Origin of the sequence: Rhizobium etli CFN 42, assembly GCF_000092045.1 — a bacterium.
In the GTDB taxonomy this organism is placed as follows: Bacteria; Pseudomonadota; Alphaproteobacteria; order Rhizobiales; family Rhizobiaceae; genus Rhizobium; species Rhizobium etli.
Genome location: NC_007761.1, coordinates 2,974,916 through 2,991,452 on the forward strand (window position 1 = coordinate 2,974,916; position 16,537 = coordinate 2,991,452).

Annotated in this window: 14 protein-coding genes and 1 other RNA gene; 1 reads left to right on the forward strand and 14 read right to left on the reverse strand. The window is 61.6% G+C overall.

Features of this window, described 5'->3' with window-relative positions:
* The 14 genes from murD to RHE_RS14630 form a co-directional block, all read right to left on the reverse strand.
* Positions 1 to 1,413: a UDP-N-acetylmuramoyl-L-alanine--D-glutamate ligase gene (gene murD / locus RHE_RS14570; RefSeq protein ID WP_011426094.1), complete on the reverse strand. Its 1,413-nt coding sequence runs from the start codon at positions 1,411 to 1,413 to the stop codon at positions 1 to 3.
* 7 nt (positions 1,414 to 1,420) lie between these two features.
* Complete coding sequence (gene mraY / locus RHE_RS14575) at positions 1,421 to 2,521, reverse strand: phospho-N-acetylmuramoyl-pentapeptide-transferase (RefSeq protein ID WP_011426095.1); 1,101 nt, start codon at positions 2,519 to 2,521, stop codon at positions 1,421 to 1,423.
* A gap of 22 nt (positions 2,522 to 2,543) precedes the next feature.
* The gene (locus RHE_RS14580) at positions 2,544 to 3,983 is read right to left on the reverse strand and encodes a UDP-N-acetylmuramoylalanyl-D-glutamyl-2,6-diaminopimelate--D-alanyl-D-alanine ligase (protein WP_042118760.1); all 1,440 of its coding nucleotides are present in this window, start codon (positions 3,981 to 3,983) and stop codon (positions 2,544 to 2,546) included.
* Positions 3,980 to 5,500 (reverse strand): UDP-N-acetylmuramoyl-L-alanyl-D-glutamate--2,6-diaminopimelate ligase, encoded by a 1,521-nt coding sequence (locus RHE_RS14585; RefSeq protein ID WP_011426097.1) that lies wholly within the window; start codon positions 5,498 to 5,500, stop codon positions 3,980 to 3,982. Before RHE_RS14585 ends, RHE_RS14580 begins: the two co-directional genes overlap by 4 nt.
* A gap of 6 nt (positions 5,501 to 5,506) precedes the next feature.
* Positions 5,507 to 7,264 carry a peptidoglycan D,D-transpeptidase FtsI family protein gene (locus RHE_RS14590; RefSeq protein WP_011426098.1) on the reverse strand — a complete coding sequence of 586 codons (1,758 nt, stop codon included), beginning with the start codon at positions 7,262 to 7,264 and terminating at the stop codon, positions 5,507 to 5,509.
* The gene (gene ftsL / locus RHE_RS14595; RefSeq protein WP_011426099.1) at positions 7,264 to 7,734 is read right to left on the reverse strand and encodes a cell division protein FtsL; all 471 of its coding nucleotides are present in this window, start codon (positions 7,732 to 7,734) and stop codon (positions 7,264 to 7,266) included. Before ftsL ends, RHE_RS14590 begins: the two co-directional genes overlap by 1 nt.
* Before the next feature lies 1 nt (position 7,735).
* Positions 7,736 to 8,761 (reverse strand): 16S rRNA (cytosine(1402)-N(4))-methyltransferase RsmH, encoded by a 1,026-nt coding sequence (rsmH, locus tag RHE_RS14600; RefSeq protein ID WP_011426100.1) that lies wholly within the window; start codon positions 8,759 to 8,761, stop codon positions 7,736 to 7,738.
* Positions 8,762 to 8,778: 17 nt separating this feature from the next.
* Positions 8,779 to 9,216, reverse strand: coding sequence for a division/cell wall cluster transcriptional repressor MraZ (gene mraZ / locus RHE_RS14605; RefSeq protein WP_020921801.1), 438 nt, complete (start codon positions 9,214 to 9,216; stop codon positions 8,779 to 8,781).
* Between the two features lie 411 nt (positions 9,217 to 9,627).
* An RNA gene (gene rnpB / locus RHE_RS21095) (RNase P RNA component class A) lies at positions 9,628 to 10,025 on the reverse strand.
* A gap of 56 nt (positions 10,026 to 10,081) precedes the next feature.
* Positions 10,082 to 11,257 (reverse strand): NAD(P)/FAD-dependent oxidoreductase, encoded by a 1,176-nt coding sequence (locus tag RHE_RS14610; RefSeq protein WP_011426102.1) that lies wholly within the window; start codon positions 11,255 to 11,257, stop codon positions 10,082 to 10,084.
* A 10-nt stretch (positions 11,258 to 11,267) separates the two neighbouring features.
* Positions 11,268 to 12,455 carry an NAD(P)/FAD-dependent oxidoreductase gene (locus tag RHE_RS14615; RefSeq protein WP_042118765.1) on the reverse strand — a complete coding sequence of 396 codons (1,188 nt, stop codon included), beginning with the start codon at positions 12,453 to 12,455 and terminating at the stop codon, positions 11,268 to 11,270.
* Positions 12,456 to 12,571: 116 nt separating this feature from the next.
* The gene (locus RHE_RS14620; RefSeq protein ID WP_011426104.1) at positions 12,572 to 13,195 is read right to left on the reverse strand and encodes a lytic transglycosylase domain-containing protein; all 624 of its coding nucleotides are present in this window, start codon (positions 13,193 to 13,195) and stop codon (positions 12,572 to 12,574) included.
* A gap of 260 nt (positions 13,196 to 13,455) precedes the next feature.
* Positions 13,456 to 14,217: an N-acetylmuramoyl-L-alanine amidase gene (locus tag RHE_RS14625; RefSeq protein WP_020921804.1), complete on the reverse strand. Its 762-nt coding sequence runs from the start codon at positions 14,215 to 14,217 to the stop codon at positions 13,456 to 13,458.
* Positions 14,214 to 14,921 carry a J domain-containing protein gene (locus RHE_RS14630; RefSeq protein ID WP_011426106.1) on the reverse strand — a complete coding sequence of 236 codons (708 nt, stop codon included), beginning with the start codon at positions 14,919 to 14,921 and terminating at the stop codon, positions 14,214 to 14,216. The genes RHE_RS14625 and RHE_RS14630 overlap by 4 nt, the downstream gene beginning before the upstream one ends.
* A 390-nt stretch (positions 14,922 to 15,311) precedes the next feature.
* On the opposite strand from RHE_RS14630, the gene RHE_RS14635 reads away from it, so the two are divergent.
* The gene (locus tag RHE_RS14635; protein WP_011426107.1) at positions 15,312 to 16,523 is read left to right on the forward strand and encodes a pyrophosphate--fructose-6-phosphate 1-phosphotransferase; all 1,212 of its coding nucleotides are present in this window, start codon (positions 15,312 to 15,314) and stop codon (positions 16,521 to 16,523) included.
* Positions 16,524 to 16,537 lie beyond the last annotated feature (14 nt).

Consider the following 16,537-nt stretch of genomic DNA (forward strand, 5'->3'; position numbering starts at 1 on the left):
TCATTTCTCTCCTGTTGCCGGACCGATCAGCATCGTCATTCCGTCAAGGGCGGCGACGTGGCTGACGAAGGCATCGCCCCTGACTTCGAAGTTCCTATACTGGTCGAAGCTTGCGCAAGCCGGGGATAACATCACGGCGGAAGCAGCAGCTTCGTCGCGCTCCGCATCGGCCGCCGCGTGTGCGACTGCGCGCTCCAGCGTGCCGGAGATCTCGTAGGGCACGGCCTCGCCGAGTGTGGCGGCGAACTCCGCCGCCGCCTCGCCGATCAGATAGGCTTTGGCGATGCGGGGGAAATAGGGCGCGAGCGTCGTGATGCCGCCCGCCTTCGGCAGGCCGCCGGCAATCCAGTAGATGCGGTCGTAGCTCGAAAGCGCCGGCGCCGCCGCGTCGGCATTCGTCGCCTTCGAATCGTTGACGAAGACGACGCGGCCTCGTTTGCCCACAGGCTGCATGCGGTGCTTGAGGCCGGGAAAAGAGGCGAGACCGGCGCGAATGGCGTCGGCGGAAACCCCGACGGCAAGGCAGGCGGCAACGGCCGCGGCGGCATTCTGGGCATTGTGGCTGCCGCGCAGCGTCTGGATGCCGTCGAGATCGGCAAAGGGCAGCATGGCGCCGCCGACGGCCTGAACGAGCCTGATGCCCTCGGCATAAATGCCTGATGCCACCGCGTTGCGGCGCGAGATTCGGACCACCTTGACACCTGCCCGCTCGACGCGGTCGGCGATCAGCGCCGAATGGCTGTCATCGATGCCGACGATTGCGACATCGCTGCCCGCGACCAGTCGTTCCTTGACGTCGGCGTAGTGCTGCATCGTGCCGTGGCGGTCGAGATGATCGGGCGTCAGGTTGAGCAGGATGCCGGCGGAGGGGTTCAGCGTCGGCGCCAGATCGATCTGGTAGGACGAGCATTCGACGACGTAATAACGCCCCGCCTTCGGCGGATCGAGCGTCAGCACCGCCGTGCCGATGTTGCCGCCGAGTTGAGTGTCGTAGCCTGCGGATTTCAGGATATGGGCGATCAGCGCCGTCGTCGTCGACTTGCCGTTAGTGCCTGTGATGGCGATGAAGGGGCAATCCGGCGCATGGGCGCGGCGCTCGCGCACGAAGAGCTCGACATCGCCGACGATGTCGACGCCGGCCGCCCGCGCGAGGTCGACGGTCCAGTGCGGCTTCGGATGGGTGAGCGGCACACCGGGCGACAGCACAAACAGCGCCTGCTGGCTCCAGTCGATGCCATGCAGGTCTTCCGTCCGGATGCCTTCCGCCGAAGCCTTGGCGACGCTGTCGGGATTATCGTCCCAGGCGGTCACCTCGGCGCCGCCCGCAATCAGCGCGCGGGCAGTGGCAAAACCGGAGCCACCAAGCCCGAAGAGCGCGACCTTCCTGTCCTTGAGCGTCGTGACCGGGATCATCGCCGCCTCACCGGAGTTTCAGCGTCGAAAGACCGAGCAGGGCCAGGCCGACGGCGATGATCCAGAAGCGGATCACCACCTGGCTCTCGGTCCAGCCCTTCTTCTCGAAGTGGTGATGGATCGGCGCCATCAGGAAGACGCGCCGGCCGGTCATCTTGAAGAAGCCGACCTGGATGATGACCGACAGCGTCTCCATGACGAACAGGCCGCCGATGATCGCCATGACGATCTCGTGTTTGGTGGCGACGGCAACGGTGCCGATCGTACCGCCAAGCGCCAGCGAGCCGGTATCGCCCATGAAGATGGCGGCGGGCGGCGCGTTGAACCAGAGGAAGCCGAGGCCGGCGCCGATAACGGCGCCGAGCACGACGGCAAGCTCACCGGTGCCGGGCACGAAATTGATCTGCAGGTAGTTCGCAAACACCACGTTGCCGGCGAGATAGGCGATGACGCCGAAGGAGGCGGCGGCGATCATCACCGGCACGATGGCGAGCCCATCCAGGCCGTCCGTCAGGTTGACGGCATTGCCGGCGCCGACGATGACGAAGCCGCCGAAGACGACGAACATGATGCCGAGATTGATCAGGAAGTCCTTGAAAAAGGGAAAGGCGATCGAGGAGCCGAAGGTCGAGCCGGCAGTTCCCGAGGCAAGGGCCGTGCGCATCATGAAATAGACGGCGATGCCGGCGATGACGAACTCGATGCCAAGACGCGCCTTGCCGGAAAAGCCTTTGTGGCTCTGCTTGGTCACCTTGAGATAATCGTCATAGAAGCCGATTGCGCCGAAGCCGAGTGTCACCAGCAGCGTGGCAACGACATAAACGTTGGAAAGGTCGGCCCAGAGCAGCGACGCGCCGACAATGCCGGCCAGAATCATCAGCCCACCCATGGTCGGCGTGCCGGCCTTCTTGAAATGCGTCTGCGGCCCGTCGGCGCGGATCGGCTGGCCCTTGCCCTGGCGGATGCGCAGCGAATTGATAATGGTCGGCCCGAACAGGAACACGATCAATGCGGAGGTGAAGAGAGCGGCCCCTGTGCGGAAGGTAATATATCTGAACAGATTCAGAAATTTGAAATATTCCGACAGTTCGACAAGCCAGATCAGCATTCAGGGCCCCTTGTTTACCCGGTCAAAGTTCGCGTTGCGTGTCGGCAAATGGCGCAAACTTGTCAAGGAGCGCGGCGACGATCTTGCCGAAACCGATGCCCAGAGACGATTTCACCATCAACACGTCGCCCGGCGCGACCGAGTTCAGTACATATTCCGTCAATTCGCTGGTCTTTTCGCGGTACTCGACATGGACGCTTTCCGGCAATGATTCCTTCAGCGCGGCCATGTCGGCACCTGCGAGCCAGACATGTTCGATACCGGCCGCAAGCAGCGGCCCGGCAAGATCGGTGTGAACCTTCTCGGCATATTCGCCCATTTCGAGCATGTCGCCGAGCACGGCAATGCGGCGTCCGCGGCCGGTCGGCTCGGCGGCCGCAAGCAGCGCGATCGCCGCGCGCATCGAGGCCGGGTTGGCATTGTAGCTCTCGTCAATCAGCGTGAAGCTGCCGTTGCCGCCGCCCATCGAAAGGCGGTGGCGCTTACCCCTGCCCTTTTCCGGTTTCAGCGTCGCAAGCGCGGCGATCGCCTTCTCCATGTCGGCGCCGACGATCCTGACAACGCCGAGCGCGGCAAGCGCATTCTCCGCGATATGACGTCCCGGTGCGCCGATCGCCACTTCCAGCGTCTCGCCGCCGATCGTCAGCCACAGCGTCGAATTCTCGTCCGACCCGTTGAATTCCGCGAGCCGGAATTCGGCCTTGGCATGCTGGCCGAAGGAATGGATATGCTCGACGCCGAGCGACTGCGCCGTGCGGTCGAGGAAATTGAACTGGTCGTTGTCGCGGTTGAGCACGACATGACCGCCGGGTTCAAGCCCTTCGAATATTTCGGCCTTGGCGGCGGCGATCTCCTTGATGCTCTTGAAATTGCCGAGATGGGCCGGCGCGATCGTCGTGATGACGGCGACATAGGGGCGGATCATCGCGACCAGCGGCCGGATCTCGCCTGGATGGTTCATCCCGACTTCGAAGACACCGTAATCCGTATCGTCGGGCATGCGCGCCAGCGTCAGCGGTACGCCCCAATGGTTGTTGAAGGAAGCGACGGAGGCATGCACCTTGCCGGAGGGCGACAGCACGTGCCGCAGCATTTCCTTGGTGGTCGTCTTGCCGACTGACCCCGTCACCGCGATGATTTTTGCGCCCGAGCGCTCGCGGGAGGCCTGCCCCAGACGCCCGAGTGCGGCGAGCACGTCGTCGACGACGATCATCGGCACGGTCAGACGGCCCATGGCCGGAAGCCTCGCCTCGCTGACAACGAGAAGCGAAGCGCCGTTGGCCATCGCCATCGACGCATAGTCATGACCGTCGACACGGTCGCCCTTGATCGCGAAGAAGGCTTCGCCTGATGTAATCGAGCGGCTGTCGATGGAAATGCCGGTGATGCCTTCCGGCAGTGTGCCAAAGGGGCGCCCCGCCATCGCTGCGATCATGTCTTCGGTCGTCCAGAGCCAGCTCAAGATTTCAGTTCCTCCAAGGCCTTGCGCACCTCCGCATGATCGGAGAACGGCAATGTGACGCCCCCGATCGTCTGCCCCTCCTCATGCCCCTTGCCGGCAACGATAAGCGTATCGCCGGATGTCAGCATGCCGACCGCCTCGCGGATCGCCGTGGCGCGATCACCGATTTCCGAGGCGCAAGCCGCTGCCGTCATGATCTCCGCTCGGATCGCGGCCGGCTCCTCAGAGCGCGGATTGTCGTCGGTGACGATGACGACATCGGCGAGCCGGCAGGCGATTTCGCCCATGATCGGCCGCTTGCCGCGGTCGCGGTCGCCGCCGCAGCCGAAGACGACGACGACGCGGCCCGTCGTGAAGGGCCTGACCGAATTCAACACGTTTTCCAGCGCATCCGGCTTATGGGCATAGTCGACATAGGCGAGAGCACCATCTTTCGTATGGCCGACGAGCTCAAGGCGGCCGGACGCACCGACGAGTTTTTCGAGCGCGGCCATCGCAGCTTTCGGCTCGACGCCGGTGGACATTGCAAGCCCCGCGGCGACCAGCGCGTTGGCGACCTGGAAATCGCCAGCCAGCGGAATGTCCACTTCGAAGATTTCGTCGCCGATATGAATCTCGGCCGTCTGCTTGTGGCGGAAATGCTCGACGCGTTTCAGCGTGAGGTAATCGCCCTTGCGTCCGACGGTGCGCACATCGTGACCGGCATCGGCCGCCGCCTGGACCGCTTGGGGCGACCACGGATCGTCGGCAAAGATCACCGCCGGTGCGCCCTTCGGCAGCAATGTATCGAAAAGCCGCATCTTGGCGGCCATATAGGCCTCGACAGTTGGATGATAATCCATGTGGTCGCGGCCGAGATTGGTGAAGGCGGCGGCCGAAAGCTTCACGCCGTCGAGCCGGCTCTGGTCGAGACCGTGGCTGGAAGCCTCCATCGACGCATGCGTGACACCTTCGTCGGCAAGCTCAGCCAGCAGCTTGTGCAGCGAGACCGGGTCGGGCGTGGTCAGCGCGCCATATTCGTTGCGCGTCGGCGAGACGACGCCCGTCGTGCCGATCATCGCGGCAGCGTGGCCCGCATGCGCCCAGATCTGCCGGGTGAACGAGGCGACGGAGGTCTTTCCGGCCGTGCCGGTGACGGCGACCATGGTCTCGGGCTGCCTGCCGTAGAAACGCGCGGCGGCGATCGAAAGGAAACGACGCGGTTCCTTAACCGCAAGCACCGGAATAGCAGCATCGACGGGCTGGGAGGCGATCGCGACGGCAGCCCCCCGGCCGGCGGCATCCGCAATGAAACCCGCGCCGTCCGCCTTGGTGCCGGTGACCGCGACGAAGGCATTGCCCGGCTCCACATTGCGGCTGTCCGAAGACAGGCCGGAGATGTCAAGCAGGCCTGCCGGGCCTTCGAGCTGTGCTTCAAGTTCCGGAAACTGATCTCCGGCCAGGTCTCGCAATTTCATCGAATGCACTTTTCCCTCTTGAAGCCGGTCCGCCCCTCGCGAATCGGCGTCGACATTCATTCACGCTCAATAAGACACCAGCAAGGCCGAACCACCCTCCCCGAATTTCGGCTCGATGCCGAGAATGGGAGCGGCGCGGCGGATGATCTCGCGGGCGATCGGACCGGCGGTACCGGCGGAGATCGTTCCACCATATTGTTTCTCGCCGGTCTTCGGCTCGTCGCAGAAGGTGATCACCGCATATTTGGGGTCGTTGATCGGGAAGGCGGCTATAAAGGAGTTGAAGTTCAGCGTCGAGGAATAACGCCCGTTTACGACCTTGTCGGCCGTGCCGGTTTTGCTGCCGACGGCAAAACCCGGCACACGCGCGACGCGTCCCGAACCCTTGAAACCGTTGAAATCGAGGAGATAGCGGATCTCGTCGCTGGTCGACTTCTTGATTACCTGCTTGGCGATCTGGTCGGCCTCTTCGCGTGTGCGCGGCAGGAAAGTCGGCTCGATCAGCTTGCCGCCGTTGACAAGGGCGGCCGCCGCCACCCCCGTCTGCAGCGCCGTCGTCGAGACGCCGTGGCCAAAGGAAATCGTGATCGAATTGATCTTCTTCCACACCCGGGGCTGCGTCGGCATCTTCACTTCCGGCAATTCGGTCTGCATCTTCGTAAGCAGCCCAAGCTTGGTCAGATAATCCTTCTGCGCGTCGATGCCAACGATGTCGATGACACGCGCCGTGCCGATGTTCGAAGAGTACTGGAAAATTTCAGGCACGGTCAGCCAGCGACGCTGCCCGTGAAAATCGTGGATGGTGAAGCCACCGATATAGATCGGCTTGCTCGCATCGAACGTGTCGGACATCTTCACCTTGCCGGTGTCAAGCGCCATCGCCAGCGAAAAGGTTTTGAAGGTCGACCCCATTTCGAAGGTGCCGTTCGTCATCCGGTTGAGCCAGCCTTCCTTGGCGCCTTCCTGCGGATTGTTCGGATCGAAGTCGGGTGCCGATGCCATGCCGAGCACTTCCCCGGTGTGCACGTCGATAACAGCCGCGCCAGCTCCCTTGGACTGGAAATTGTTGACGGCGTTGACGACCGCATCGCGAACGATGTTCTGCACGCGCAGGTCAATTGACAGCCGCACCGGCTCCAGCGGCTGGTCGCTCGTCATGCCGACCGAGGCGAGATCGGCGAGCCCCTGGTCGTCGATAAATTTCTCCATGCCAGCCACGCCGCGGTTGTCGATGTTGACATAGCCGAGGATGTGCGCCGCGGTCGAGCCGCCGGGATAGAAGCGGCGCTTCTCCGGCCGAAAGCCGATGCCGGGAATGCCGAGCGCCAGGATCTGGCTCTGCTGCTTCGGCGTCAGCTGCCGGCGCAGCCAAGCGAAATGCGAGCTCTTGACCGAAAGTTTCTTATACGTGTCCCTGACGTCGAGCTCCGGCAGAACAGTTGCAAGCTTCTCTACCGCCTCGTCGACATCAACGATCTTGTTCGGCTCGGCAAACAGCGAGACCGTGCGGATGTCGGTCGCCAGCACCTCGCCATTGCGATCGAGAATGTCGGGCCGCGAGGCCATCAGCCGGTCGGGCGGCAGGATGCTGGAGACGACCTCCTGATCCTTCATGGCATATTCGACCAGACGGCCACCGACGACGACATAGACACTCATGAAGCCAAGGATCAGCAGCCCTACACGGCTTTTTGCCTGCCCCGTCTTCTTCTTGCGCGATCCCTCGATGGCCACGCCGGCGGAAGGGCCGCCGAAGCGGTTATAGACGCCGGCGGAGAAATGCGCCTGGCTCTTCAGGACCATGATGCGGGAAAGAAACGACATTATTCTACCGACCCCGTTTCGATCTCGTCTGCTTCATCCGCCACCACACCGCGCTGCTGTGTTGCGCCGCGTGGCGCGGGCATCGGCACTGGCTGCGCTTTGCCGGTCGCGCCTTTGGCACTGGCAACGGTCGCACCCTTGGCACCGGCTTTAGCCTCCGTTACGTCGGGTACCGGAACCTCGGACTTCAGCATCGGCAATTCCTTCGCATGCACGAGCGCCGTCGAATCCGTCGGCTGCAGCTGCAATTCCGCATTGTAGGCATTGACCAGCCGCTCCAGCCGGTTCGGCTGCGATTGCAAAGCCCAATCGGCCTTGAGAAGATCGATCGTGTCCTTCTCGAGCTTGATCTCGGCCTCGAGGCGATGAACCTCCTCGAGCTTCAATTCGGCGCGATGCTTGATCGTGTAGGTGACGGCGGCAGTCGCCGTCATGACGCCGATGAGCACGAGATCGAACGTTTTCAGCATATCAACCTCCAAGCTTTCCGAGAGAGGCAAGATTGGGAAACCCGAAGAGCGACATATCCGCCGCCTCGGCGGCCGCGTCCGTCCGCAGGCCGGCGCGCAGCTTGGCGGAGCGGGCGCGCGGATTGGCTTCAGCCTCCGCCTCGCTCGCCGAAACCATCGGCTTGCCGATCGCCGTAAAGGTCGCCGCCCGCTCATGTGCAGCCGGCAGGTGCCGCGAGCCCGTCGCCCTGCCGGCGCGGTCGGAGAAGAATTTCTTGACGATGCGGTCTTCAAGCGAATGAAAGGTGACGACGACGAGCCGTCCGCCGGGCTTCAGAGTTCGTTCCGCCGCAAACAATGCCTGCGCCAACTCCCCAAGCTCGTCATTGACGAAAATGCGCAAGGCCTGGAAGACGCGCGTCGCGGGATGGATCTTGTCCTTCATCTTGCGCGGAGTGACCAGCTCGATGAGACCGGCAAGATCGCGGGTCGTTTCGAAGGGCTTTTCCTCACGCCGCTTCTCGATCGCATGTGCGATGCGCGGCGCCTGGTTTTCCTCGCCGAGAAAATGGAAGATGCGGATCAGATCGGCGACCTTGGCGCGATTGACGACGTCGGCGGCCGAAACGCCTGTCGCCGACATGCGCATGTCGAGCGGCCCGCTCTTCTGGAATGAGAAGCCGCGCTCGGGCTCATCGATCTGCATGGAAGAGACACCGATATCGAGCACGACGCCGTCGAGCCCGCCCTGCGGCGCATGATCGCCGAGATTCGAGAACTGCGCGTGAATGAGCCGGAGGCGGCCGGCATGGGCGGCAACCATCGCCTGGCCCGCGGCAATTGCACTGGGATCGCGATCGAGCGCGATCACCTCGGCCCCGGCCGCAAGAATGGCCGCGCTATAACCACCCGCACCGAATGTACCGTCGAGAATGAGCTTGCCGGGTGCGGGCGAGAGCGCCGCGAGGACCTCATTGAGAAGAACAGGAATGTGACGAACCGGTCCGCCACCGGCATCAGTTGAACCTCCGCCAGGATTCGTCACCATTCCGTTCCCTCGTTCCTTCAGGAACGCTTGCCCGCCAGCTTGCGCTCCTCTCGTGCCTGCGCCTGCGCAGCCAAGAATGCCTGCGGCTGCCAGAGCTGAAAATGATCCGCCCGACCGACGAAGGTCACTTCGTCCGAGATGCCGGTGAAGTCGCGGATGAAATCCGTGACCATCAGCCGCCCCTCGGCATCGAGCTTCATGAAGACCCCGCCTCCGTGGATCAGAAGCGACATCGCGTTCGCATCCGGCGAAAATGGATCCTCCGCCGCAATCTGCCGCTCGAATCTTTCGAGAAGATCCGGGCCGCCGACGCTGATCGCCGGAAACACAAAATCCTGGAAGCAGTAGAGCTCCTGGACGTTGCACTGCGCCAGCACGGAACGAAATGCCGAAGGCACGGAAACCCGACCCTTGGCATCGATCCTGTTGGTCGCATTCGAAAGGAAGCGGCTCATGACTCGAAACATCCGTTCCCGTAGGGAGCCGGACAAAAAGACGCCCGAAAGCCCCAATATCAGGCACAGCCTCGCAAGCCGGATGAGCCAAATCCCACCCGACGCTTCCGGAGAGGGAGGCGCCTTTGCTTTGCGATGAATGGGCAAATGATTGCCCTGGTGCAGTGCGCATTTGGGATAGCATGGGACCATATGGGCGTCAATGGGACACGCCCATTTTGCAACGGACGCATGATCAAACATTTATAAGCTGTTAAGTTTAACAAAGGGTTAGCGCAGCCATTTTACGACCACACGCATTTCGTGTTACCACACATAAAACGCCTTAAAGCTGCATCAATGTGAGCTTGAAAATCCTCAGTTTCAGCGACTTAGGGTGAAAATTCAGGCCCTGCCGCGGCACGGATGTTAATTGCCAGTTGGCCTGTAAGCCGGGTTCTGTATGGCTCCGGCGTGAACCGGAACGTGGCAGCCATTCCTCTGGGACAGCGCTCGCACGCTGCCTCACGCAACCCACCCGGATGACTGGCCTGGAAACCGGCCGGAGAACCTTTCAGCCCGCCGCGTCATCCCTATTCGGTCTTGCTCCCGGTGGGGTTTACCGTGCCATATCCGTTGCCGGAGATGCGGTGGGCTCTTACCCCACCCTTTCACCCTTACCTGTCATGACAGGCGGTTTGCTTTCTGTGGCACTTTCCCTGAGGTCGCCCTCGCCGGACGTTATCCGGCACCGTGTTTCCGTGGAGCCCGGACTTTCCTCACCTTACCGCCTTTCGGCATTGGTAAAGCGCGGCTGCCCGGCCAACTGGCAGGGCTCCCATAAACGAGAGAGCCCGTAATTGCTACCGAAATATAGGGGACGGCCTTAACGGAAATTAGGTGTGAAATCCGCGGAGTAGCCCTGTTCCCTGATTCTGCCTGACAAAAGCAGCTCCGCGCCGAGCCTGCCGATTTCGTCCGAACTCTTGGCCGAGGTGCCGGCGCAGCCCGTCAGCACCGCAATCCCCGGCGAAGAGGTATAGCCGATCATCGGATAGCTGCTTTCCGTAAACGAGACGACGCAGGCGGCCGTCGAAATCGAAAGCGGCATCATATCGGGCATGAGGTCGGCGACGATACGCTGCAGATGCACGCGCACGCTCTCGCGCCCTTCGGTCCTGAACCACGCGCGCATCTCGATGTCGTTGTGTAAGACCAGATCGTCGGGATCGCCGCCGATCTTCAGATAGAATTTGCCGTCGGGGTAACGGATCGGCGGCAGCAGATAGATATGGATGCCGGGCACGTCTAGAATGAGCGATGGCATCGCCGCAAGGCGGAGCGCATCAGCCTCGCCGACTTCGAACAGCGTGACGGTCCGGCCATAAACCGTCATGGCAACAGGACGTGGCAACAGATTCTCGGCAATGGAAAATCCGCCCGCCGCCAGCAGCACCTTTTCACTGCGATAGGCGAGGCCCCCGGCAGTCTCGACGGTCGCCAGCCCGCCTTCCTCGCGGATTGAGACCACATAATCTCGGATGATAGTCGCGCCTGCCCTTTCTGCCAGCAGAGATTGCGCCTTGACCAGTTTGCGCGGACTGATATGTCCGGCACCCGTCGCCTCGAACACACCTGCACTGCCGGCGGGAAAGGCAAAGAAGGGAAATGCGGTCTTCAACCCGCCCGCATCCAGAAGCCGGGTCTCGAGGCCGAGCGAAACGGCGGCCTGCCGGGTCCTTTCGAGATAATCGCTTCCATCAGGCGCGACGACGACGCAGCCGGCCTCCCGATAGAAGTCGATGCCGCTCTCGTTCGCGATCTCGCCGTAGCGATCGATCGAGCGATTGGCGAGCAGCGCCCAGTTGCGATCGGCATCGATGGTGCGGGTAATGCGCCCCTCGTCGTAATGACTGGCGAAAACGCCTTGATGCGCCTTGCGATCATCAGGCTCGTCCGGGCCGATCACCGCAACACCATCCGTCTGCCGCGCCAGATGCCGCGCGGCAGCGGCTCCCATCAGCCCGCGGCCGACGACGATATATTTGAAATCGACTGCCATGATATCCCTCTCAAGCGAAGACCGGCGTCAGCTCGTGCCCGAAATCCTCGTTTCCGAGCCGTCCTTCGGTGAGAAGCACGGCGCCGAGACGCCCGAGTTCGTCTGAAGATTTGGCCGCGACGAAATTGCCGCCGGTCAGTACCGCAATGCGCGGCGATTGGGTGAACCCGGCATAGGGATAACCGGTCGGCGTGAAATTCGCCACGCAAGGAGCCGACGTGACCGGGCAGCCGGCAAGCTCCGGCACTAGTTGCAGGGCGATGCGCGAGAGATGATCGCGCTCGGCCGCACTGCCGTCGGAACGGAACCACGTGCCGGCCTCTTCCAACCGGCTGAAGGAAAGCGCTTCGGTATCGCCGCCAAGCTTCAGATAGGTCTTGCCGTCGGGATAACGCACCGGCGGCAGAATATAGATGTGATCCTCGTCCCGGTCGCCGAGCACGATGGTCGACGGCATGTCGCGGAAAACCGCCATCTCGCGCTCGCCGATTTCGTAGAAGACAACGGTACGCGCGATCACTCTCAAATCGACGGGACGCGGCAGCAGGGCATGGAAATTGCTGAAAGCGCCGGCCGCGACCAACACGCGCTCGGCGCTGTAGCATCTGTCGCCGGCCGTCACCTCGACATGGGAGCCTGTATCGCGCACCGATGTCACGGTCGCGTCGATCAGCGAGACGCCGCCCTCCTCGGCAAGCTTGGCTTGCGCGCGCACCAGGGCCCGCGGATTGATGTGCCCGGCGCGCTTGCGCTCAAAATACCCACTGAAATCAGGACCGACGGTAAGATAGGGAAAACGCTGCCCGAGCTCCGCCGGCGCGACGGTTTCGATATCGCTGCCGAGCCTCCGGCTGACGGCCAGCGCCCTCAGAAGAAAATCCTGCTCATCCCTAGGCGGCGGACCGGCAAAGAGGCAGCCGACTTCCGAAAAGAAGGAAATGCCGCTCTTCGCCTCGATCTCGCGGTAGCGCCCGAGCGCCCGCGCGGCGAAGGTTCCCCAGGCAAGATTGCCGTCGAAGGTGCGTGTAATGCGTGCTTCGTCATAATGGCTGGCAAAGACGCCGTGATGGACCTTGCGCTCCTCGGGCTCCGGCGGGCCGATCAGCGCGATGCCGTCGGCCATGGAGGAGAGGTGCCGTGCCGCCGCCGCCCCCATCATGCCGCGCCCGATGACGATGAACCTGAAATCGACTGCCATATCTCACCTCATCTCGAGGTGGCCCACCTCGTTTCGAGCTGGGATATCATGGCGCGCGTGCCGATTCATATCGTAAAAACAGCGGCGGAGGATTTTCCTCCGGTCCGCTCGGCGGCTCAGTCGAGCATTGCCAGGACCTTACCGCAATACGTCTTCGAGACCGGGTTCATGCGCGTTGCGCCGTGGCCGGCATTATACTTGAGGATGGTGTTGCAGGTCTCTCCACCACCGAGATCATGAGCAGCAGCCAGATATTTCATGCCGTACTTGATGTTGGTTTCCGGATCGAACAGGCCCTTGGCGCTGCCGGAATAACCCATCATGCGGGCCGTTGCAGGCTTTATCTGCATCAGGCCGATTTCACCGTGGCTGCCGCGTGCATTCGGATTGAAATTGCTTTCGACGCGGATGACCGCGGTCGCAAGCGCAACCGGTACAGCATATTGGTTCGCATATTTGCTGATCAGCGCGGAATAGGAATTGCCCGAAACATTGGCGACGGGATAACCGCTCTGGCGCTCGACCGTCTTCAGCGGGCGTTCCGCCGTCTTGAGCGGACGATTCGCCGGCTTGACCGAACGTTCCGCTTTCTTCAACGGACGCTCTGCCTTCTTCGAAGGACGCTCGACTTTCTTCACCGGCGCATCGGCTCGCACACCCCAATCATTCGCAAACGCAAAGCTATTTCCCGCCAGCACCATGCCAACGCACGTTGCAGCAACAACAATCAGTTTTCTCATGTAGTCTTGAACACTCCGACCCAAAGAATTTCCGGACGCGCGCCTCGCTGCCATAATGAATACCAGATCAAGGACCGATCGGATTCACGGTAATTCTTATCGTTTCACATATCGCCCGTGGTTTAACTCGAAAAACAACCCCGAGCACCGCTTGGCGGACGTTCTTAGACCATCGCAATGAGGAGATAATAGGGAAATGATGTGGCAGGCCGAATTTCGCGCTGCAATGCGAAATTTCGCGTTTCAGTAATTGCCGAGAATCAGGAGTAACGCGGTAGCGCCGACAGCAGCCGGTGCAGCGTGTCGATTGTCGAGAAATCGGCGATCCCGTCCACCCGTTCGGGCCGGAAATGGCGCTGGAAGGCTTCCACGTCGCCGGCCGTCTTTTCGGAGAATTTGCCCGTAATTTCAGTGCCGTAACCATAAAGTGACAGCATCGACTGCAGCGCTTCCACCGGCTGGCCGGCATCCCCGCGCTGAAAGAAACGCCCGCCGGTGATCGTTGCCGGCTCGACCCAATGTCCCACACCCGCCCGATGAAGCTCGGCCCAAGGGAATTTCTCGCCCGGATCGACCTTGCGAATCGGTGCGACATCGGAATGCCCGAGCACTCTTTCTGGCGCGATCGACCAACGTTTGACACAGTCGCGACACAATTCGATGACTGCTGCGATCTGCTCTTTCGGATAGTCGGGAAGACCGCCGGGATGGCCGGCATTGGCGATTTCGATGCCAATCGACAGCGAATTGATATCGCTCTCGCCGTGCCAGCTGCTCTTGCCCGCATGCCAAGCACGCCGCGCCTCCGGCACGAGCTGGATCACCTCGCCATTCTCGTGCACGAAATAATGGCTGGAAACCTGGCTCTCGCCCCGACAGAGCCAGTCGAGCGCGCCGTCGGCCGTCGGCATACCGGTATAATGCAGAAGGATCATATCGGGACACCGCCCGCGCGCCCGCTCGCCGTGATTGGGCGACGGCCGCACGCAAGCGCCTCGATAATCGGCCTCGAAAGAGGTCATGCGGCGCGGCGTTCCTTCTCGATCGCCGCATAGGCTGCGTTCAGCGCCGCCATCCGCTCATTGGCAATCAAATGAAACTCCTTCGGGACCCCACGCGAGATTAGTCGATCGGGATGATGTTCGCTGACCAGGCCGCGGTAACGGCGGCGGATCGTTGGAAAATCGTCCAAAGGCGACACGCCGAGCACCTTGTAGGGATCACCGCCGGACGAGACGTGGCGAGCGGCGATCTGCTCGAAACGAGTCTCGCTCATTTCAAAAATTTCGCCGATGTGGCGCAGGAAGTTCAGTTCCTTCTCATGGATCAGCCCGTCGGCCTTGGCGATATGGAAGAGGCCATCGAGCACGTCTTCCAATACCGTGCAATTGGCCGCGCAGGTAATGCAGAGCGTCGAGAGCCGCTCGGCATAGGCTTCATAGCCGGCAACATCCTGACGCGCGAGGTTATAAAGCCTGGCGACGTTCTTGGCCTGGTCCTCGGGAAATTCGAAGATTTCCCGGAAAGCCTCGACCTCCTTCTCGCTGACGATGCCGTCGGCCTTGGCCATCTTGGCCGAAAGCGCGATGATTGCCACGGAGAACGCCACTTTGCGCCGAGTTTCGGGATCGCCTTCGAAAACCGTTCGGATCGCCTCGACGACCGCGGAAAGCGCATTGCCCGCGGTATTGCCAATGGCATTCAACAATTTTTCCCAGAAGGACATCGAAAATCTCTCGCAAGCTTGTCAAGTATGAGCAATCAGCTTGACCAAAGAATCTGAGCCTTTGCAAGGCGACGATTGGTCATAGAATCGAAAACAGTTTTCACAATTCGGCAATTATTGCGCTGCAGCAAGCGGTCGGTCGCTTTCGCCGGATCTGCCGTAAGAGAGTGCCCGCACCATCTCACTCGATACTTAACCGCCGATTTTCACAAACAGTTCCCGACAAGCAAAGCGGGCTTGAAACGATTATATTGATACTTCGCGCCGCCTTCGCTGTTCAACCCGGCCAAAAGCCGCTTCTTTCGTAAATTCTTTACTTTACAGAGCCCTTTCCCTGCCGCATCCATGCGCTAGCTAACGCTGCCGCACTGAACACCATAGGAGGGAATCATGGCCAAACAGAAAGTCGCAATGCTGACCGCCGGAGGCCTGGCGCCCTGTCTTTCATCCGCAGTTGGCGGCCTCATCGAACGCTACAGCGACGTCGCGCCCGAAATCGACATCGTCGCCTATAAGTCCGGCTATCAGGGCGTGCTGCTCGGTGATCGCATAGAGATCACTCGCCAGATGCGGGAAAAGGCGCCGCTGCTGCACCGCTATGGCGGCTCACCGATCGGAAATAGCCGCGTCAAGCTCACCAATGCCGCCGACTGCGTCAAGCGCAGCCTTGTTAAGGAAGGCGAGAATCCGCTGAGGGTTGCCGCCGAACGTCTGGCCGATGACGGCATCACCATTCTCCACACGATCGGGGGCGACGACACCAATACCACGGCCGCCGACCTTGCCGCCTACCTCGCCGCCAACGGCTACGACCTGACCGTCGTCGGCCTGCCGAAGACGGTCGACAACGATGTCGTCCCCATCCGCCAGTCGCTCGGCGCCTGGACGGCCGCCGAAGTCGGCGCCCATTTCTTCGATAATGTCAGCAATGAGCAGACGGCCGCACCGCGCACGCTCGTCATCCACGAGGTGATGGGCCGCCATTGCGGCTGGCTGACGGCAGCCACCGCCCGCGCCTATCTTCAGCGCACCAGTCGCAACGAGTACGTCGACGGCCTGATGATGGACGCGCATCTGAAGAGCATCGACGCCGTCTATCTGCCCGAAATGGCCTTCGACCTCGACGCCGAGGCCGCCCGCCTGAAGGACATCATGGACCGCACCGGCCATGCCACCGTCTTCGTCTCGGAAGGCGCTTGCCTCGACGCCATCGTCGCCGAGCGTGAAGCTGCCGGTGAGACTGTCAAGCGTGACGCTTTCGGCCACGTGAAGATCGACACGATCAATGTCGGTGCCTGGTTCCAGAAGCAGTTCGCCAACCTCCTGAACGCAGAGCGTTCGCTGGTGCAGAAATCGGGCTATTTCGCTCGCTCGGCCCCGGCCAATGGCGACGACCTCAGGCTGATCCAGAGCATGGTCGATCTCGCCGTCGAAAGCGCGCTCAATAAGGTCTCCGGCGTCACCGGCCATGACGAAGCGCAGAACGGTAAGTTGCGCACTATAGAATTTCCCCGCATCAAAGGTGGCAAAGCTTTTGACCTGTCGACGGCATGGTTTGCCGAAGTCATGGACAATATAGGGCAGAAATACAAAGAAGCATGATTGACGGACGGTTA